This is a genomic window from Pectobacterium brasiliense (genome assembly GCF_013449685.1).
Taxonomy (GTDB): domain Bacteria; phylum Pseudomonadota; class Gammaproteobacteria; order Enterobacterales; family Enterobacteriaceae; genus Pectobacterium; species Pectobacterium brasiliense_A.
In genome coordinates, this window is the sequence record NZ_JACDSF010000020.1 from 37108 (window position 1) to 56610 (window position 19503).

Here is a 19503-nt window from a genome sequence, read left to right on the forward strand (position 1 = left end):
TTCAGGAGCAGGTGATGAATCCACAAGAATTTCTTCGTCGTCGTCAGGGTCTGTTGGAAAAAATGGCACCGGGCAGCGCGGCGATTATTTTTTCTGCGCCGGAAGCGCAGCGCAATGCCGACAGTGACTATCCTTATCGTCAAAATAGCGATTTCTGGTATTTCACCGGCTTCAACGAACCGGAAGCCGTGCTGCTGCTGGTAAAAAGCGATGCCAAACATCATCACAGCGTGATCTTCAACCGCGTACGCGATCTGACGGCCGAAATCTGGTTTGGTCGTCGTCTCGGTCAGGAAGCGGCACCCGCCAAACTCGGCGTTGACCGCGCTCTGCCGTTTGGCGAAATCGGCACACAGCTGCATCTCTTATTGAATGGACTGGACGTGGTGTACCACGCGCAAGGGCAGTACGATTATGCCGACAAGCTGGTCTTCGCCGCGCTGGACACCTTGCGCAACGGCACCCGTCAGGGCTTTGCTGCCCCTGCTACGCTGACTGACTGGCGCCCGTGGGTTCATGAGATGCGCCTGTTTAAATCACCGGAAGAAATCAGCGTAATGCGCCGCGCCTGTGAAATTACCGCACTGGCCCACACACGCGCCATGCAGAAATGTCGCCCTGGCATGTATGAATATCAGCTTGAAGGCGAAATTCACCACGAATTTACCCGTCACGGCGCACGCTATCCTTCTTACAACACCATCGTCGGCAGCGGCGAAAACGCCTGCATCCTGCATTACACCGAAAATGAAACGCAAATGCACGACGGCGATCTGGTGCTGATTGACGCAGGCTGTGAATACAAAAGCTATGCTGGCGACATTACCCGCACCTTCCCCGTGAACGGTAAATTTACCGCGCCGCAACGTGCCATTTACGACATCGTGCTGCGTTCGCAGTTGCGCGCACTGGAGCTGTTTGGCCCAGGCCGCAGCATCCGTGAAGTGAACGAAGAAGTGGTGCGCATCATGGTCAGCGGGCTTATCAAACTCGGCGTGCTAAAAGGTGAAGTGGAAGAGCTGATTGCCGAGCAGGCACATCGCCAATTCTTCATGCACGGCCTCAGCCACTGGCTGGGTTTGGACGTACACGATGTAGGCCATTACGGCACCACCGATCGGGGTCGCCCGCTTGAACCGGGTATGGTACTGACCATCGAGCCGGGTCTTTACATCGCGCCTGATGCCAAAGTGCCACAGCAGTACCGGGGAATCGGCGTGCGTATCGAAGATAACATCGTGATCACCGAAAACGGCAATGAAAACCTGACGGCTGGCGTAATCAAAGACGCTGATGCCATCGAAGCGCTCATGGCGCAACGGCATGATAAACAACACTAAGCAGCCCTTTCAAAGGACAATCCCTTTCAAAGGACAATGGCATAATTGCAAAGGACAACAGCATGGCGGTCATAATTGTCGGTGGCGGGATGGCGGGCGCAACGCTGGCGCTGGCAATATCGCGGCTTTCGCAGGGCGCAATCTCGGTTGACCTGATCGAGGCACACTCGCCACTCGACAAGGCACATCCGGGTTTTGACGCACGCGCCCTCGCGCTGTCTGATGGCACACGTCAGCAGCTAGCAGCGTTGGGCATCTGGCAAGCGCTGTCGGGTAATGCAACGGCGATAACCGACATTCACGTCAGCGAACGCGGGCACGCCAGCGTGGTGAACCTGAAGGCCCCGGACTATCACGTTCAGGCATTAGGCCATGTGGTTGAACTGCACGACGTCGGACAACGCCTGTTTTCCCTGCTGCAACAGGCACCGGGCGTGCGCCTGCACTGCCCGGCCAAAGTCGTGGCCGTCACGCGGACGCAGGATAATGCGACGCTCACGCTGGACGACGGCACTGAGCTAACGGGTCAACTGCTGGTCGCTGCCGACGGTTCGCGCTCCATGCTGTCACAGTCCTGCGGCATTCAATGGCAGCAGCATGATTATGATCAGATCGCGACCATCGCCAATGTGACAACTGCCGAACCCCATCGCGGCCGCGCGTTCGAGCGATTTACCCCGCACGGCCCGCTGGCGCTCTTGCCGATGAGCAACGGGCGCTGCTCGCTCGTCTGGTGCCATGACAAACACCGTCAACATGAGGTCGATGGGTGGAGCGAAGCCGAATTTCGCCAGCAGCTACAGCAGGCTTTCGGCTGGCGTCTGGGGCAGTTCACCCATATCGGCGAACGCCACAGCTACCCGCTGCGCTTACTCACGGCCAGCCAGCATATTAGCCATCGGCTGGCACTAGTGGGCAATGCGGCACAAACGCTGCACCCGATTGCCGGACAGGGCTTTAATCTGGGGATTCGCGATGTGATGTCGCTGGCGGAAACCGTCATCGAGGCAGCAAAAAATCAGCAGGATATCGGCCAGTACACGGTACTCAACCGCTATCAACAGCGGCGCACGCCCGATCAACACAGCACGGTGGCGATCACCGATGGACTGGTCAGGCTGTTCGCTAACCGCTATACCGCGCTGACAATCAGCCGTAATCTGGGTCTGATCGCCATGAATAACCTGCCGCTGATGCGCGACGCCTTTGCTCGTCGCACGCTGGGCTGGGTAGAACGTTAATTAAGCTCGCCAACAGGAAAAGACGGAAATGCAATCATTCGACGTGGTTATTGCCGGTGGCGGTATGGTCGGTCTGGCGCTAGCCTGCGGCTTACAGGGCAGCGGCCTGCGTATCGCCGTGCTGGAGAAACAGGCGGCCGAACCTCAGCCGCTCGGGAAAGACCATGCCCTGCGCGTCTCCGCCATCAATGCCGCCAGCGAATGCCTCCTGCGCCATATCGGCGTCTGGGAAAATCTCGTGGCGCAACGCGTCAGCCCTTACAACGATATGCAGGTGTGGGACAAAGACAGCTTCGGCAAAATCAGTTTTAGCGGTGAAGAATTCGGCTTTTCCCACCTTGGGCATATCATTGAAAACCCCGTGATTCAGCAGGTGCTGTGGCAACGCGCCTCCCAGTTAAGCGATATCACCCTGCTCTCCCCCGCCTCGTTAAAACAGGTCGCCTGGGGCGAGAACGAAGCCTTTATTACGTTGCAGGACGGCAGCATGCTGACCGCTCGGCTAGTGGTCGCCGCGGACGGTGCACATTCGTGGCTGCGCCAGCATGCGGATATTCCGCTGACCTTTTGGGACTATGGCCATCACGCGCTGGTCGCCAATATTCGAACTGAACACCCTCATCAATCCGTTGCGCGTCAGACGTTTCATGGTGACGGTATTCTGGCGTTCTTGCCGCTGGACGAGCCTCACCTTTGTTCAATTGTCTGGTCGCTGTCACCGGAACAGGCTCAGGCGATGCAGAGCTTGCCAGCAGAAGAATTCAATCGTCAGGTCGCGATGGCGTTTGATATGCGCCTGGGGCTATGTGAACTGGAAAGCGAACGCCAGACTTTCCCACTGACCGGACGCTACGCTCGCAGCTTCGCGGCACACCGGCTGGTGCTGGTCGGCGACGCAGCGCACACCATTCATCCGCTGGCAGGACAAGGCGTCAATCTGGGTTTCATGGATGTCGCCGAACTGATTGCGGAAGTGAAGCGCTTACAGGCGCAGGGCAAAGACATCGGCCAACACCTTTATCTGCGACGCTATGAACGCCGCCGCAAACACAGCGCCGCAGTGATGCTCGCCAGCATGCAGGGGTTCCGCGAACTGTTTAACGGCGATAATCCGGCGAAAAAGCTGCTGCGTGATGTCGGTCTGGTTCTGGCGGATAAACTACCCGGCATTAAACCCACACTGGTACGTCAGGCAATGGGATTACACGATCTGCCAGACTGGCTTAACGTCGGGAAATAATAAAACCAGAATAGATAATATCGCCGCTTAAGCGGCGAGTTATCAATAACGCTTTCACCTTAATTAAATCACTCATTTATTTTTCCATCTCCTTTGTTATTTAAGCGATCATTATTTTTTGTTTATATAATAAAACCATCATCAAAACATAATTAGCAGAGTAATAAAAACCGCCCCACACAACTAATTATCATTTAAAACAATAAATTATGGAATTTTGGAAAGGATATCTTCCTGACAGGAATCCTATTTCTTATTAAATAGCCGAGTTCTTCTTTTATTTAATAAAGATTTACGTTATAACGTCTCTAACAAGGATTGTTTAACAGGGAGTTACACGAATGGCTAATTCTATTTTTATGAAGATCACCGGAAAAATTCAGGGACTGATATCTGAAGGGTGTTTAAGTATCGATTCTGTAGGAAATAAACATATTTCTGGTCACGAGAAAGATGTTTTCAGCTTATGAAAACGATCTTAACTATCTTCATTTTATTCTCTTCCCTGATGTTCTTTTGGGGATGGCTTATCATCGTTCCTTATACCGTTTATACGGAAAAAGACATTTTTAAGTACTATACATTAACCTATAAAGAAATCAGGGACGCACCGAGACTATCAAAGAATTATTATTTTTCTTATGGGCCGAGTGATGAGGCAAACCCTCAGATAAGCACGATATATTTATGCGATCTAGATAACATTAATGAGGCTTACGATAAGTTGCTCGATTATGTTAACAGTACTGGCATCCCATTAGTTAATGATTTTTCCTTAGGTAATTACCCACCATTCGATGAATACTTTCAGATCATTAAAACAAAAGAGCAAGACAGAGTTACAATGAAAGAAATAGAATGTCTAATGTTGGATTTATCCAAGGAACAACAATAATTAATACTATGACTGAGTGAATGGCGTAATGGATTAAAAAATGAGTATATTTGCATTTGATCTGTCCTTGGCTTAAAAATAAACGCCAAAAGGCGTTATCATTAATAAAAAACCTTATTAATCTATTCCTTCATCGCTGATGGAGAGTGATGAAAGAACATGCATGGAATAATCACTACTTTGAAAACATGAGCGAGTTTCGAACTGCAATATTCAATTTGTTCTCAACCAAGCACCAGAAATAGCCGGTCTCACTGATGTCCAGAATTCACGATCGCTTTCAGATGCTCAAACCTACATCTTGAGGTTTATTAGGTAAATAAACTTATCATTGTAATATAATTAGCGAACTAATAAATAAGCTCTATATGGCGACTTACCATTAAAAACAATCAATTATAGAATTTTGGAAAGGATATCTTTCTGACAGAAATCAGAATTTCTATTAAACACTCGAGTTCTTCTTTTTTTCAATCAAGATTTACGTTATAACTTTCCCAACAAGGATTTTTTAACAGGGAGTTACACGAATGGCTAATTCTATTTTTATGAAGATCACCGGAAAAATTCAGGGACTGATCTCTGAAGGGTGTTTAAGTATCGATTCTGTAGGAAATAAACATATATCTGGTCACGAAGATGAGATTTTTGTTTATGCAACAAATTACGACTTATCAAGAGATCGACACGTCAATCATCACCCCTTTTCCGTAACCAAAGTCGTTGATAAGTCTACACCGTTAGTCCTAACTAGCATCGCTAATAATGAACTACTGGAAATTGAGTTGAGATATTACCGCACCTCCGCCAGCGGGACGCAAGAGAACTACATGACAATCACATTAAGGGATGCCTCTATTGTCAATATCTCTAATCAGAACCCCAACTCATTGACGCATAGCGATATGCAGCCATTTGAAACCCTGAGCCTGCGTTATGAAAGCATTACCTGCCAACACAATATTGCAGGGACATCGGGATACAGCATATTAACTGAGAATATGTACTGATAAACCATGAATAAATTCAATGATATTATCAACGAATGCGACCTTAGTTTTTCCGATTGGGGAAAGAACTATCCGCGCTGGTCTTCGCTTGATGCTGCTTGGTGGAAAACATTTGGTGGTGATGATTATTTAAACAAATACAAAGATGGCTATATCATTTTCCATCGAGAAAAAATAAAAGAGATAGCCCGACAATATAAAATACCCTCTATTCTTCTCGCATCGGTTGCCCATGCAGAAGCCGGAGGAATGGTTGACTATTTTAAATATCCAACATTATTTGGCAGGCAGGTGGTGCATTCTTACAGTGGCTGGCCAGGAAAGGAAAAAATCATACCGTCCCCAGAGAAAACATCAATAGGTATTATCGCCATGCAAATTAGGGTGGTTGCCGAAATTTTCGGCAAGAATCCCAGTGCACTAAGGAATGCTGAAGCAACATACATCTCCATCTGCTTAAATAAGGATAATTTTAACCTGACAATGGTCGCACGCCATCTTTACGAGTTAATCAACTATGACTATCCCGGTACTGACACGTTGAACCTAACCGACGAGCAGTTCATCCTTGCAGGTTCACGCTATAACAGAGGTATTGAACGCAGCCGCAGTGATTTTATTCATTCGATAAATGATGTAGAAAAAATCTCTTATGAAGAAAGGAACTGGTCGTCATACGGTAGATCGATGCTAAACCATCGAGAAAAAATAACAAAACTGCTTTATGAGGTTACGACTCTGCCCCAGAATAGTGACAGTAATTAAAATTCCGAGAACTCTTACATGCCAAACTATAGCAACATGACTTACAATATTCTATTTTATTTTTATTCGACTCTCTGCGCCTTGATTATATTGATCACATCAATAAGGGATTACGAAGGGATGGTTGATGGGGTAGAAATAAGAAATCTCTGTGAGATACCTGAAGGCGATTCCGATGGTTTCTTTTCGTTTATTATTATCCCGCTATCTATCCCTTTCTTCATTGTAAAGAAAAGTTTAGCTAGGGCAATTACTTATATTATTTTATTGTTTTATTATTTTTGGAGTTTTTATATTAGATTTAATTTTTGCTAAAAAAACCATACCCCCTTCGCATAGTAGCCTGGGGTTATAAAAAACATCATTAATATGTGGTTAAAAACGGCTGAGTGATTGATAAATGTTAAGGAAAACCGGCTATATCTACAACGTCTATTTTTATACCTATTCTGCCTTATGCTTTTTTCTAATCAACGCTTTTTCTACCATCGAATATGAATGGATGATAGATGGCGACTCAGTTGCAGATTTCTGTGAAGTGCCGAGAGCCGATGCTGATGGTTTCTTAAGTATTATTATCGTTCCTTTATCTATCCCTTTTCTTCTGGTTAGAAGAACTCCACTTAGAATCTTCACCTACCTTACTATCCTGATGTATCACTCATACCGTTTCTATACACGCATTAGTGTTTGTTCAATAGCCAACTAAAAAAACCTAAAAATGCTGAAAAAAAACTATACCTACAACGTTTATTTCTACGCTTACTCGATCTTGTGCTTTTTCTTAATTAATGCTTTTTCATCAATCGAGTCAGGGTGGCTATTTGGTGACAGCTCACTTAAAAATTTTTGTGAAAACCCGAGAAGTTATTCTGATAGTTTTTCAAATTTCATTATCATCCCTTTGTCTATACCTTTTCTTTTGGTTAAACGAACACCACCAAGAATAATTACTTACCTTGTTATTCTCATGTATTACTCAGGCAGTTTCTATACACGTGTGACTATCTGCCCGTACTGGTAACACATTCTGTCGAGTGCAAAACTCGCCGCCGCAGCGGCGAGTCCGGTGTATCAGGCGTCGGGTCCGACTCTGACCACTAATTTACCGAAGTTGCGGCCATGTAGCAGGCCGATAAAGGCTTCGGGGGCGTTTTCCAACCCATCGACGATCTCTTCCCGATATTTGATCTTACCTTCTTCCACCCACGGCGACACATCCTTCCAGAATTCATCGAAACGATGACCATAATCATCAAAGATAATGAATCCCTGCATCCGAATACGTTTCTTCAGGATCGTCCCCATCAGCAACGGTAAACGATCCGGCCCATCCGGCAACCTAGTAGCATTGTAGCCAGAGACGAGCCCGCACACCGGAATACGTGCCGAGGTATTAAGCAACGGCAGCACGGCGTCAAAGACTTTCCCGCCGACATTTTCAAAGTAGATATCGATTCCCTTCGGGCAGGCTTGTTTCAGCTGTTCGGCAAAATCATCCGCCCGGTGGTCGAGGCAAGCATCAAATCCCAGTACTTCAACCGCATAGCGACATTTTTCCGCGCCCCCCGCCACGCCGACAACCCGACAGCCTTTCAATTTCCCGAGCTGCCCAACCGTCGCACCAACTGGGCCGGTCGCGGCGGCCACCACCAGCGTTTCACCTGATTTGGGCTGGCCGATATCCGTTAACCCCATATACGCAGTGAAGCCCGGCATACCCAGCACGCCCAATGCGTAGGAAGGATTTGTCGGCGACTGACCCAGATTGGTTAATCCTTTGCCGTCGGAAATTGCATAGTCCTGCCAGCCGCTGAAGGACAGCACCCAATCGCCGGTCTGATAATCCGGGTGTTTTGATTCCACCACGCGGCTGATTGTCCCGCCTACCATCACGTCATTCAGTTCGACGGGTTTAGCATAAGAAGGGGCGTCGCTCATGCGGCCACGCATATAAGGGTCAAGGGAGAGAAACACCGTACGCAGCAGGATATGTCCTGAATCGACCTGTGGGACAGGCTGCTGTTCCAGACGGAAAGTCTCTGGTGTTGGCGCGCCGTGCGGGCGCTGAGCCAGAACCACACGGCGGTTAATTTGATCGGTTTGCGGCATAATATCCTCCGTTAAACAAAGCATGTTGATAACATCACTTCGTTAACAATAGGATCTGTTCTTTCATCTGACTACGCAAACCGTGCGGCATTCGTTATGCCGTTTTACTTTTTTCGTAACGCGACATGCGATCCAGATACCCCATGACCAATGCAGACAGCACAAACGTCAAATGGATAATCACATACCACATCAGCTTGTTATCTGGGATATTACGGGCATCCATAAACACGCGCAGCAGATGGATCGACGAGATAGCGACAATCGAGGCAGCAACTTTATTTTTCAGCGAGCCGGAGTCCATCTTACCGAGCCAGTTCAGCTTTTCTGTGCCTTTGGAGATATCCAGCGCCGAGACAAAGTTCTCGTAACCAGACAGCATCACCATCACCAGCAATCCGCCGACCAGCGTCATATCGATGAGTGACAGCAGCACAAGCACCAAATCTGCTTCAGCGATATCTAGGATATTAGGCAGGACGTGGAACACCTCCTGGAAAAACTTGATCGCCAGCGCCAGCAATCCCAGCGATAGCCCGAGATAAACGGGGGCAAGCAGCCAGCGCGATGAGTACATCAGATTCTCAATAAAACGTTCCATAACTCACTATATGCAGGTGGAAAAGGGGGAAATAATAGCGAAAAGTCCTGCTGTGGTGTTAATCAATTCTTGAGCAGAATGCACCCTTTACAGAATGCTCTGCCCTGTCTTGCCCTCAGCGATGATTTCCACGTTTTGTGATCGGACCGACCCCCACCTTCAAACTGATGCCGTCCTCCTGCCGTTAGTGGCACGCATCTGAAGGTTCACCCTTTTTCACCTTCCTACACTGTCTAGCGCCAGCAGGTCTGGCAGCAATCATACACTGCACTCTACATTCAGAGCCGAATACAGGCTTACCACAAAATAAAACAAGGGGTTACGCATGAGCGATCCGATTTTTCTTGGTATTTTCTGGCACTTCATCGGAGCAGCCAGCGCGGCCTGTTTCTATGCACCGTTTAAGCAGGTCAAAAACTGGTCGTGGGAAACCATGTGGTCGCTGGGCGGATTTTTCTCGTGGATTATCCTGCCCTGGTGCATCAGTTGGTGGTTACTACCTGATTTTTGGCGTTATTACGGTTCGTTCGATATGGCGACCCTACTCCCCGTCTTTCTCTTCGGCGCGATGTGGGGGATCGGCAATATCAACTACGGCCTGACGATGCGCTACCTTGGCATGTCGATGGGCATCGGTATCGCCATCGGCGTGACGCTGATTATCGGCACGCTGATGACGCCCGTCCTGCAAGGTAAGTTCTCCATTCTGTTTGGCTCGGCAGGCGGACGCATGACGCTACTGGGCGTGCTGGTCGCGGTCATTGGCGTCGCGATTGTCAGCTATGCCGGTTTACTGAAAGAGCGTGCGCTCGGTATTCGCGCCAAGGAGTTCAACCTGAAAAAAGGGCTGATTCTGGCCGTGATGTGCGGCATCTTCTCCGCAGGTATGTCCTTTGCGATGGATGCCGCGAAACCCATGCACACCGCAGCACAAGAGCTGGGGATCAACGCACTGTATGTCGCACTTCCCAGCTACGTGGTGATTATGGGCGGCGGTGCCATCGTCAACCTGGGCTTCTGTTTCATCCGTTTAGCGACCTGCAAGGGAATTTCATTAAAAGCCGATCTGGCGCAGGCCAAACCGTTACTGATTGCCAACGCGCTCTTCGCCATTCTGGGCGGCGTCATGTGGTATTTGCAGTTCTTCTTTTATGCTTGGGGGCACGCCAATATTCTAGCCGATTACACCTACATCAGTTGGATGCTGCACATGAGCTTCTACGTCCTGTGCGGCGGTATCGTCGGGTTACTATTTAAGGAGTGGAAGGCTGTGGGTCAAAAACCGGTGCGTATGCTGGTTCTCGGCTGCGTGGTCATTATTCTGGCAGCGAATATCGTCGGGTTAGGCATGGCCGCGTAAGCGCCTTCTCATCGCGTTCGGTGCCATCAAAGCAAGTACCGAACGCGATGACAATAGCGTCAATCAACTGGCGGAAAAATGCGTTAAGCCGTTGATGTATTAATTATCTAAAATAAAATCACAGCCTATCGTGAAGCACTCAACGGAATCTCTGGATCAGGTTCGCGAGTCATTCGATTGCGTAAATCACGGCGAATAATCTCAATAGACCAGAACCAAATGAGGTGACCTACGATTTCTGATACATGCTCATACATCGGGAGAACAAACAGAGAAGGAGTCAAACCCATCAATGGGAAAGAAATCATATGGACAAATAATTGAGCCAGCGCACCAGCCAACAGACCTTGCCATAATTTTATTTTAGGAAATACTTCTGCAACAACGCAGTAACCTACAGCGAAAACAATAGAGAAAATAATATGCGTCACACCCACCCAATTGAATACGTGGCCGGCAAAGGTATAAACCGCCGCATTAGGGTCAACAACCCCAAGCCAATCGCGTAAAAAGATGTAGGGAGGGTTAAGAAAATTACGAGAGCAATCAATTTGCTCGGCCGCTCTAATCAGTGATTCTGGTGCACAAGCGCCGGTAAACATATCAGTAGGACTACGTGGAGGAAGCGGATGTTCTGCTCCCCACTTAACGAAAGATGAAACAATACCTGCAATCAAACCAATAAAAGCAGCTAATCCATAGCGTCTCCGAGAGGGAGATGTTTGTTCAAAGAAGTTCATTTTTTTACCAATCTAACCATTAAAGGTTATAGTCTTACATAGACATCATGTACTTATAAAGAGGTTAATTGATATATCGAACAATCTCTCTAGGTTATTTTGTTATTAGGAACACGGTTTTAAATTTTATAAAAATAAAAAAGAGAAATCACACGTTTATTTTTTGTGAAACTTTTATTCAATCATTGAAAAACCAGATTCTCTAACGTGTTCGAAATGTATATCCAAAATGATGAGAAAGAATAATAATTCACCAATAATATTATCAATAAGAAATAATCTGGTTATTTTTTTGTGAAAGAATAACAGTGCAGTCACTCATCCTCTCGCCTTGTATCCCTCTCACTCAGAATATTTCCTCACCTCAGCAAAAGCTGATATTCATTTTCGGCAGTTCGAGGCACTGCGGTTTCAAGCAGAAGCCCCACTCATCAGCGAACGTAACACCCTTTCGCATATATATTTTTATGGAATTGAAAATCAAATTTTATTCTTTTACATGCATAAGGCCACACTTTAGAGTAGCGAAAAAATCGCCGTGTATGGCCTCATGTCATTGGTAAGGGACACAGGGAATGGAAAAAAATCATCCGCAAGTTACGACTCTCGCCGCAGGGTTACTCTCGTTACTGTTTGCATTCAACCCCGGCGCATACGCGGCGGAAACGGGTGAAAAACCGGTATCCGGCGGTATTCTGAATGTTGGATTGGGCAGCGATACGCCGATTATCGATCCACACATTACGGCCTACGGCGTTACCGCGCTGATTGCGCGTAACGTGGTGGATTCACTGGTAGGACAGGCGGAAGATAACCGCTTTACGCCTTGGCTGGCGGAAAGCTGGAAAATTAACGACAACAACACCGAGTACACCTTCCACCTGCGCAAGGACGTGACGTTCAGCGACGGTACCAAGCTGGATGCGGAAGCGGTGAAATACAACATCGAACGTATTCTCGATCCAAAAACCACCTCCAGCTACGCAAAATCGCTGTTAGGTCCTATCGACAAGATCTCAACGCCGGATGATTATACGATTGTGCTCCACTACAGCTCGCCGTTTGCGGCGCTGTTACAAGGCCTGAGCCTGCCGTATCTGGGCATTCAATCACCGACATACCTGAAGAAAACACCAAACACTAGCACCACCGTGGTGGGTTCCGGTCCGTTTATTCTCGATTCCTTTGTGAAAGGCAGCGGCAGCAAGCTGACGAAGCGTCCTGATTACAACTGGGGACCGGGTTACGCCAAGCACACGGGTCCAGCCTATCTGGACGGTCTGGTGTTCAAATATCTGCCGGAAGCGTCGGTTCGCCTCGGCGCACTGAGCAGCGGCCAGATTCAAGCGATTGACGCCGTACCACCGGCTAATTTCCCGACGGTGAAACGCAATCCGAAGCTGGAAGTGATCACCTATGAGAACCCGGGCGTTAACCGTGTACTCTATCTCAACACCACCAAAGGCCCTTTCCAGGATGTCGCGGTGCGTAAGGCATTCCAAAGCGCGGTGGATACCAACGCGGCGGTGAAAGTCGCCTTCTTCGGTACGCTGAAAGCCGCCGATAACGTGCTCGGCCCGGCCACGCTGTACTACGATTCGAGCGTCGCATCCCGCTGGGGCTTTGATGTGAAAAAAGCCAACGAACTGCTGGATAACGCAGGCTGGAAACAGAAAGACGGCGAAGGCTTCCGAACCAAAGATGGCCAACGCCTGAGCGTCAGCTTCGTTTACGCTTCAACCAACGTTGAAGCTGCGGATGTCGCGTTGTTCCAGGCGGTGCAATATCAAGTGAAGCAGGCAGGCTTCGACGTCAAACTGACGCCGGTTGATGCGGGTGAATTCACCACGCGCACCAATGCCAACGAGTACGATATCGCTTCTAACTTCTTCGTGCGTGCAGAGCCGGATATTCTGCGTACCGTCTTCGATTCAGCCTATGCACCACCGAACGGCAACAACTTTACGCGTATCAGCGTACTGAATGACAAGCTGAGAAAAGCCATCGGCGCGGGCGAAGCAGAACGTAAACAGCTCTATAGCGAAATACAGCGTGAGGTCATCGATCAGGCGTATGTTGTTCCGCTGTATATTCCTGCCTACCAACTCGGCCTGTCCAAACAGGTACAGGGCATAAGCTGGGCCACCAACGCAAAACCGAACTTCTATGATGTCTGGATTAAACGTTAATCTGTACGCGATAGGTAAACGTCTTTTCACCATTCTGGCTGTGCTCTGGGGCGCAGCCACATTGACGTTTATTGCTGTCAAACTGATCCCCGGCGATCCGGTCGCCATTCTTAGCGGCGGCGATAACGTGGTAGACGAAGCCTATCGCGCCGTACTCATCAAACAATTTGGGCTCGACCAGCCGCTGTGGGTGCAATATCTGCGCTACTGCGGACAGGCGCTACAGGGCGATTTTGGCGTCAGCTATCTTTACCGCCTGCCAGTCGGCAGCGTGATTAGCGATGCGATGCATGAAACGCTACCGCTGGCGCTCGGCGGCCTGATTCTGGCGCTGCTCCTTGCCATCACCAGCGCACTGCTGACTGCAGGCCGCTATGGTGTCATGCGTACCACCGTGTCCTGGCTGGAACTCACGCTGCTTAGCACGCCGGTCTACTGGATTGGTATCGTTCTGCTAAGCCTGTTCAGTTTTCGTCTGCAATGGTTTCCGGTCACTGGCAACGATGGCATCATGTCGCTGGTGCTGCCCGTCATCACGCTGAGCCTACCGATTGCCGCTATTTTGAGTCAGGTACTGCGCGACGGTCTGGAAGATGCGCTCTCCCAGCCGTTCTCGCTCACCGTGCGCACGCGCGGCGTCAGTGAAATCCGGCTACGCTTCCGCCACGGTTTACGCCACGCAGCGCTGGCTGCCTCAACGCTGACTGGCACGCTGCTGGCAAGTGTACTCGGCGGCTCCGTGCTGACCGAGACCGTCTTTGGCCGCGCGGGTATCGGGCAGGTCACGCTGAGCGCGATTGAAAACCGCGACATGCCGCTGGTGCTGGGCGTCGTCATGCTGTCCGCCTTCCTGTTTGTCGTTATCAACCTGCTGGTGGATGCGCTGTACCTCATTATCGATCCCCGCTTACGCAAGAAGGCGAGCGCCCATGAGTAGTGAACCGATGCCCTTCACTCAGACCCCCTCAAGAAAAACCTATCGCAGCCCGTGGCTGAGCACGGCGACGTTGCTGCCTGCGGCTATCGTTTTCCTGCTGGCGCTGGCGGTCTTTTTCCCCTCGCTATTTACCAGCCGCACCGCCGACGAAATGGATATGGGTGCGGTATTTCAGTCGCCGAATAGCACTTACTGGTTCGGCACCGATCAGTTGGGACGTGACATTTTTTCCCGCATCGTTCACGGCACCTCGCTGTCGCTGGGGATTGGCGTCGGCGCGATGCTGATCGCCTGCTTCGGCGGCGTGCTGTTTGGCACGCTGTCGGTGCTCGCGCCGCTGCGCATCCGTCAGGTTCTGGTGCGCCTGCTGGACATCATGCTGGCGTTTCCCGATCTGCTGCTGGCGTTGCTGGTGATCGCCGTCCTAGGACGCGGACCGGAAAACACCATGCTGGCCGTCGGTCTGGCGGGGATTGCTGGCTATGCGCGTTTGATTCGCTCTCAGGTGCTGCAAGTCAGGCTATCCGGCTACGTTGAGCACGCGATTGCGCTGGGTGAACACCCGCTGTATATCGTTTTCCGCCACATCATTCCCAATACGCTGCGCCCGCTGCTGATTGTCGCCACCATTGGCGTCGGCCATGCGGTGCTGTCCGCCTCGGCGCTGAGCTTTCTCGGATTGGGCGTCGTCCCACCGACCGCCGAATGGGGCGCGCTGCTGGCTGACGGACGCAACTTCCTTGATATCGCGCCGTGGGTCAGCCTGCTGCCCGCCAGCGTCGTCGCGCTGTCGGTAATTTCCATCACGCTGCTGGGACGTCGTTTACAGTCCATTTTGGCAAAAGGAGAGGCACGATGAGCCTGAACACACATTCTCACCCCTCTCATTCATCTTCAGAAACGTCCGCAAAAACGCCGCTGCTGCGCGTAGACGGACTAAGTGTCACGTTTCCCAGCCCTTTCGGCCCCGTTCGTTCGGTTAAAAACCTTTCATTTCAGGTGAATGCTGGAGAAATACTGGCGCTGGTCGGCGAATCGGGTTCAGGGAAATCCGTCACCGCCCGCACGCTGGTGGGTCTGGCCGGTGAAAACGTTGACGTACAGGCAAACGCGATTGAGCTCACGCGCCATGATGGCAGCCTGTGTGATTTACGCTATCTGACTGACCGCGACTGGCGGGCGATTCGTGGCCGTGAAGTCGGCTTTGTTTTGCAGGATGCGCTGGTGTCTCTCGACCCGCTGCGCAAGATCGGGCAGGAAGTCGCCGAGCCGATTCTGACTCATCGCCTGTTGCCTCGCCAGCAGGTTCCCGCACGCGTCGCCGAACTCCTGACGAAGGCGGGCATTCCCGATCCAGAGAATCGCGCGGCGCAGTATCCACATGAGCTGTCCGGCGGGCTGCGTCAGCGGGCGCTTATCGCTTCAGCGTTGGCAGCAGGCCCACAGCTGCTGATTGCCGATGAACCCACTACCGCGCTGGACGCCACGGTGCAAAAGCAGGTGCTGAAAGTCTTCACCGCATTAGCACAGGCAGGGCACGGCGTTTTACTGATCACCCACGATCTTGCCGTCGTCGCAGAGGTAGCGGATCGCGTCATCGTGATGCAGCAAGGATCGCTGGTAGAAGGCGGTGAGGCGAAGCAGATCCTGTCCGCGCCGACACATCCCTACACCCGCAAGTTGCTGGCGGCGATCCCGACCGCGTCTACCCGTGGAAAGTGGCTGGCTGGTGCGGACCCATTACAGAGCGGCATTGCACCGTCACCCGCTTCTTTGGCAGCCAATCACACCAACACCGGCGACGCCATTGCACTCACGGCGGATCGGATTGCAGTGTCGTTCAAGCGCCCTGACGGCAGTCGGATGCAGGCCGTCAATCAGGTTTCTCTCCAGATCAAGCGCGGCGAAACGCTGGGCATCGTTGGGGAATCCGGTTCCGGTAAAACCACACTAGGCAAAGTCATTCTGGCGCTGCAAAAGCCGGACAGCGGTGAAGTCCGACTCGCGGACAATGCCTGGAGCACGTTAACGGAACGCGAGCGCCGGCCGCTGCGCGCACGCATTCAGACGATCACGCAGGATCCGCTCAGTTCGTTCGATCCACAATTTACCGTCGCCCAGATCCTGAATCAGCCGCTGCGCCTGCGCCGCGATTTGAGCGACGATGAGAAACAGCGGCGCATTCTGACGCTACTGGAGTATGTCGGCTTGACGCCCGACCTACTGAGCCGCCGTCCAAGAGCGCTGTCCGGCGGGCAACGTCAGCGCGTTTCCATCGCACAGGCGCTGGCTTCGGAACCCGAGATTCTGATCTGCGATGAACCGGTCTCGGCGCTGGACGTCACCACACAGGCGCAGGTGCTGGATTTGCTAGTGGCGTTGCAACACCAACTAGGGCTGACGATGCTGTTCATCTCCCACGATCTGGGCGTGGTGCAGCATATGAGCCACCGCATCGCGGTCATGAAAGACGGGGATATCGTAGAAACGGGGCCGGTCGAGCAGATCTTCAATCAGCCGCAGCACCCTTACACGCGCCTGTTGCTTTCAACGGTGGCGGAGTAGCGCTGTTGACGTGTAGTGGCACGCTGAATTTGGCGAATGGGGAATCTCAGAGGACAGGATTAAGGGTTTTGGTAACCGGCTTCTTTTTGATGCTTGACGGTCAGGATCACCACTCTGTCAGTCAGTTCATCATGGCGGTAAAGCATCACGTACCCGCTGCTGCCGAATTCGATCACCAGTTCCTGATATTCAAGAGGGAGATGTTCAACGGGTCGCCCGATATTCGGCAGCGCTTCTAACTGACGAATGCCGCGAATCAAAACTTCAGCGGCCTTTTTCGCAGCCAGCGCATTTTTGTTTTTTAGAAAATCCTGCAGACGCTGCAAATCACGTCTTGCGCGTTCTGAAACAATCACTTGTGGCATGCAGGCGCATCCTGTTCACTCCCAGAACCCCAGGATTCTAACCAGGTGACCGTCTCATCGACGGTGATGTGTTCGCCGGTGCTCTGGTATTCATCCCACGCGGCCAGCGCCTCTTTACGGTACTGACTGCGTTTTTCTTCACGCTCCACGTATTCGGCGATGGCTTCCAGCATTAGCGCATGGGCTGAGCTATGGCGGTCATCGGCCAACGTTTTCAGTCGTTCTTTAATGTCCTGATCGATGCGCAGCGTCGTGGTTTGGCGTGGCGTGTCAGCCATGATGTGCTCCGATTAATATCACTGGTGTCACCAATGATATTAACCCTGAATGATGCGGGTGTCACTCCGCATTCAGGAAGCGCTGGCGGTAGGCGCTGGGTGAGACGCCGAACGCCTGATGGAACACCACGGAGAAGTAGTTGCTGTCTTCAAAGCCGCACAGTGCGGCAACGTCGCCAATGGTTTGCAGGTCATAACGCAGCAGCTCCATCGCCTTGCATAGCCGCAGTTGGCGCAAGTAGTGCGGCACGCTCATGCCGGTTTGTTCTTTAAAGCGCGAACGTAAACTGCGGGCACTGAAGTGGTGCTGTTCACAGAAGGCTTCAAAGCGGAACGGTGCTGCGATGCTGGCACGCAGCGCATTCATCAACATATCCAACTGATGCGCATCGGCCAACTGTGGACTATCCGGCGTGTGGCGATAGCGCGCCGCCAGTAGCGCTATCTGCAACAGCAGTGCTTCACTCAGTTGCAGCGACAACGCATCCGACTTCATGCACTCCTGCGTCAACGCATCCACCTTCTCGCGGAGGGTATCCATACCTTCTGAACCTAAACACCAGTGACGCTGGCTTTGTGGTAGCTCCCCGCTTGGCAATAACGATTGCCAGTCGGCAGATAGCGTCAGGCGATTGCGAATATAGAGAATGTTGTCCAGTTCGAGCCCGTGGACAGATTCATAGCTGTGGCGATCGTTCGCAGAGACATAGAACATATCCCCGCGAGTAATGCGGTAAGGCACATCATTCCAGAGGTGCAGGCCGTTGCCACGCCAGACAATCACCAGTTCATCGAAATCATGATGATGCAGCGGAAACACAGGCTGTGGATGCCGTTCGGCAACCATCACGATATTCTTGTCGGTGAGGAAATAGTCTTCAGTCTGTAATTTCAAACCCCGTATTACTGTCGTCATTCCCTCACCCGCAGTTGCCGTTACCTACTCTTCACGAGAAAACGCCTGATGGCGCAGTGACTTAGGTGCCTGCGAGAATGCCTTGCGGAATTGCGTCGAGAAGTGATTGCTGTCGCTAAATCCACAGGCGTGCGCAATAGTGGTGATGGAATCATCACTCTGCTGCAACCGCCGACGAGCCTCCAGTAATCTTAACCGATTCAGATAGCGTTGTGGCGTCATACCCGTGTGTTGTTTGAGCTGACGGTGCAGCGTGCGCAGCGGCAGTGAGAACTGATCGGCCAGACTGCCCCAGTTCACCTCTTCGCTGTAGTTATTTTGTAGCCAGCCCAGCAGCGCCTGTACCCCCTGACGCTCGGAGCCATTGGCCTGCGTCTGGAAACAGTGTTGACGCAGTTGCACCAGAATGTGCAGAAACAGACTCTCGCTGGCGGCAATCGCTTCCGGTGCATCGCTCTGCGCCAGTTCCGCCAGACTGTTCATCGACTGTTTCAACTGCTGCATACCCGTCGCATTCACCTGCCACTGCCCTTGCCACTCGCCGTTCGGGCCATACGGCAAAAAGGCAGCGATATCGGAAAGGAAGCGGAACCCGCGTGGCGAACGGTACAGCATGTTGGTCAGGCACAGCCCTTCGACGTCTTCAAACAGATGCCGATCGTTATCGCGAACGAAGAAGACCGAACCGCTGCACAGTGCATAGGGTTGGTCGTTAAACACATGGACGCCCGCCCCCTGCTCCACCAGCACGATTTCCCAGAAATCATGATAATGCTCAGGAAACGCCACTTGTGGGGTACGCGGCTCCACCGCAACCGTTACGGCACGCGAAGTAAAAAAATCATCACCACGAAGTAACGTCATTTCAGTTCTCCATTCAGCCTCTGGCAAAAGTGTAGCCTTTGAAAAAGAGTAGTCAGAAGCCACAAAACCGGCCTTCAAATACCGT

General features: G+C 51.2%; 21 protein-coding genes. 14 read left to right on the top strand and 7 right to left on the bottom strand.

What is annotated here, in order from left to right:
- Nucleotides 1-14: 14 nt before the first annotated feature.
- From pepP to H0248_RS10035, 9 genes are all read left to right on the top strand, one after another.
- Nucleotides 15-1340 (top strand): Xaa-Pro aminopeptidase, encoded by a 1326-nt coding sequence (gene pepP / locus H0248_RS09995; RefSeq protein ID WP_180785820.1) that lies wholly within the window; start codon nucleotides 15-17, stop codon nucleotides 1338-1340.
- A gap of 62 nt (nucleotides 1341-1402) precedes the next feature.
- Nucleotides 1403-2581, top strand: a complete 1179-nt coding sequence (gene ubiH / locus H0248_RS10000; RefSeq protein WP_180785821.1) for a 2-octaprenyl-6-methoxyphenyl hydroxylase — start codon at nucleotides 1403-1405, stop codon at nucleotides 2579-2581.
- A gap of 28 nt (nucleotides 2582-2609) precedes the next feature.
- On the top strand, nucleotides 2610-3821 hold the full coding sequence (gene ubiI, locus H0248_RS10005) for an FAD-dependent 2-octaprenylphenol hydroxylase (RefSeq protein WP_180785822.1): 1212 nt from the start codon (nucleotides 2610-2612) through the stop codon (nucleotides 3819-3821).
- A gap of 466 nt (nucleotides 3822-4287) precedes the next feature.
- Nucleotides 4288-4716 (top strand): hypothetical protein, encoded by a 429-nt coding sequence (locus H0248_RS10010; RefSeq protein ID WP_180785823.1) that lies wholly within the window; start codon nucleotides 4288-4290, stop codon nucleotides 4714-4716.
- Nucleotides 4717-5246: 530 nt separating this feature from the next.
- A complete protein-coding gene (locus H0248_RS10015; protein ID WP_110162765.1) occupies nucleotides 5247-5726 on the top strand; it encodes an Hcp family type VI secretion system effector in 480 nt (159 codons plus the stop codon).
- 6 nt (nucleotides 5727-5732) lie between these two features.
- The gene (locus H0248_RS10020) at nucleotides 5733-6491 is read left to right on the top strand and encodes a hypothetical protein (RefSeq protein ID WP_110162766.1); all 759 of its coding nucleotides are present in this window, start codon (nucleotides 5733-5735) and stop codon (nucleotides 6489-6491) included.
- A 36-nt stretch (nucleotides 6492-6527) separates the two neighbouring features.
- Entirely contained in the window at nucleotides 6528-6806 is a 279-nt protein-coding gene (locus tag H0248_RS10025) for a DUF2645 family protein (RefSeq protein WP_233990511.1), read from the top strand.
- 85 nt (nucleotides 6807-6891) lie between these two features.
- Nucleotides 6892-7200: a DUF2645 family protein gene (locus H0248_RS10030; RefSeq protein ID WP_072038407.1), complete on the top strand. Its 309-nt coding sequence runs from the start codon at nucleotides 6892-6894 to the stop codon at nucleotides 7198-7200.
- Between the two features lie 12 nt (nucleotides 7201-7212).
- Nucleotides 7213-7515: a DUF2645 family protein gene (locus H0248_RS10035; protein WP_180785824.1), complete on the top strand. Its 303-nt coding sequence runs from the start codon at nucleotides 7213-7215 to the stop codon at nucleotides 7513-7515.
- A 50-nt stretch (nucleotides 7516-7565) separates the two neighbouring features.
- On the opposite strand, the gene H0248_RS10040 is transcribed toward H0248_RS10035, so the two are convergent.
- Together H0248_RS10040 and H0248_RS10045 are read right to left on the bottom strand one after the other, a co-directional pair.
- A complete protein-coding gene (locus tag H0248_RS10040; RefSeq protein ID WP_180785825.1) occupies nucleotides 7566-8603 on the bottom strand; it encodes an NADP-dependent oxidoreductase in 1038 nt (345 codons plus the stop codon).
- Between the two features lie 94 nt (nucleotides 8604-8697).
- Nucleotides 8698-9204, bottom strand: a complete 507-nt coding sequence (locus H0248_RS10045; RefSeq protein ID WP_180785826.1) for a TIGR00645 family protein — start codon at nucleotides 9202-9204, stop codon at nucleotides 8698-8700.
- Nucleotides 9205-9529: 325 nt separating this feature from the next.
- On the opposite strand from H0248_RS10045, the gene rhaT reads away from it, so the two are divergent.
- Nucleotides 9530-10564 (top strand): L-rhamnose/proton symporter RhaT, encoded by a 1035-nt coding sequence (gene rhaT, locus H0248_RS10050; RefSeq protein ID WP_180785827.1) that lies wholly within the window; start codon nucleotides 9530-9532, stop codon nucleotides 10562-10564.
- A gap of 125 nt (nucleotides 10565-10689) precedes the next feature.
- Here rhaT and H0248_RS10055 read toward each other — a convergent pair whose 3' ends face one another.
- Nucleotides 10690-11304, bottom strand: coding sequence for a YagU family protein (locus H0248_RS10055; protein ID WP_180785828.1), 615 nt, complete (start codon nucleotides 11302-11304; stop codon nucleotides 10690-10692).
- A 575-nt stretch (nucleotides 11305-11879) separates the two neighbouring features.
- Between H0248_RS10055 and H0248_RS10060 the strand changes: the two genes are divergently transcribed.
- The 4 genes from H0248_RS10060 to H0248_RS10075 are packed head-to-tail and all read left to right on the top strand — an operon-like array spanning nucleotide 11880 to nucleotide 16995.
- Entirely contained in the window at nucleotides 11880-13493 is a 1614-nt protein-coding gene (locus H0248_RS10060) for an ABC transporter substrate-binding protein (RefSeq protein ID WP_180785829.1), read from the top strand.
- Nucleotides 13471-14430: an ABC transporter permease gene (locus tag H0248_RS10065; protein ID WP_039282569.1), complete on the top strand. Its 960-nt coding sequence runs from the start codon at nucleotides 13471-13473 to the stop codon at nucleotides 14428-14430. Before H0248_RS10060 ends, H0248_RS10065 begins: the two co-directional genes overlap by 23 nt.
- Nucleotides 14423-15289, top strand: a complete 867-nt coding sequence (locus H0248_RS10070) for an ABC transporter permease (RefSeq protein ID WP_180785830.1) — start codon at nucleotides 14423-14425, stop codon at nucleotides 15287-15289. The genes H0248_RS10065 and H0248_RS10070 overlap by 8 nt, the downstream gene beginning before the upstream one ends.
- Nucleotides 15286-16995 carry a dipeptide ABC transporter ATP-binding protein gene (locus H0248_RS10075; RefSeq protein ID WP_180785831.1) on the top strand — a complete coding sequence of 570 codons (1710 nt, stop codon included), beginning with the start codon at nucleotides 15286-15288 and terminating at the stop codon, nucleotides 16993-16995. The genes H0248_RS10070 and H0248_RS10075 overlap by 4 nt, the downstream gene beginning before the upstream one ends.
- Nucleotides 16996-17054: 59 nt before the next feature.
- Here the strand turns inward: H0248_RS10075 and H0248_RS10080 are convergent, their stop codons facing one another.
- From H0248_RS10080 to rhaS, 4 genes are all read right to left on the bottom strand, one after another.
- Nucleotides 17055-17360, bottom strand: a complete 306-nt coding sequence (locus H0248_RS10080; protein WP_012822278.1) for a type II toxin-antitoxin system RelE/ParE family toxin — start codon at nucleotides 17358-17360, stop codon at nucleotides 17055-17057.
- On the bottom strand, nucleotides 17348-17638 hold the full coding sequence (locus tag H0248_RS10085) for a CopG family ribbon-helix-helix protein (protein WP_110162773.1): 291 nt from the start codon (nucleotides 17636-17638) through the stop codon (nucleotides 17348-17350). The genes H0248_RS10080 and H0248_RS10085 overlap by 13 nt, the downstream gene beginning before the upstream one ends.
- Before the next feature lie 61 nt (nucleotides 17639-17699).
- The gene (locus tag H0248_RS10090) at nucleotides 17700-18554 is read right to left on the bottom strand and encodes a helix-turn-helix domain-containing protein (RefSeq protein ID WP_180785832.1); all 855 of its coding nucleotides are present in this window, start codon (nucleotides 18552-18554) and stop codon (nucleotides 17700-17702) included.
- 24 nt (nucleotides 18555-18578) lie between these two features.
- On the bottom strand, nucleotides 18579-19418 hold the full coding sequence (gene rhaS, locus H0248_RS10095; protein ID WP_180785833.1) for an HTH-type transcriptional activator RhaS: 840 nt from the start codon (nucleotides 19416-19418) through the stop codon (nucleotides 18579-18581).
- Nucleotides 19419-19503: the final 85 nt, after the last annotated feature.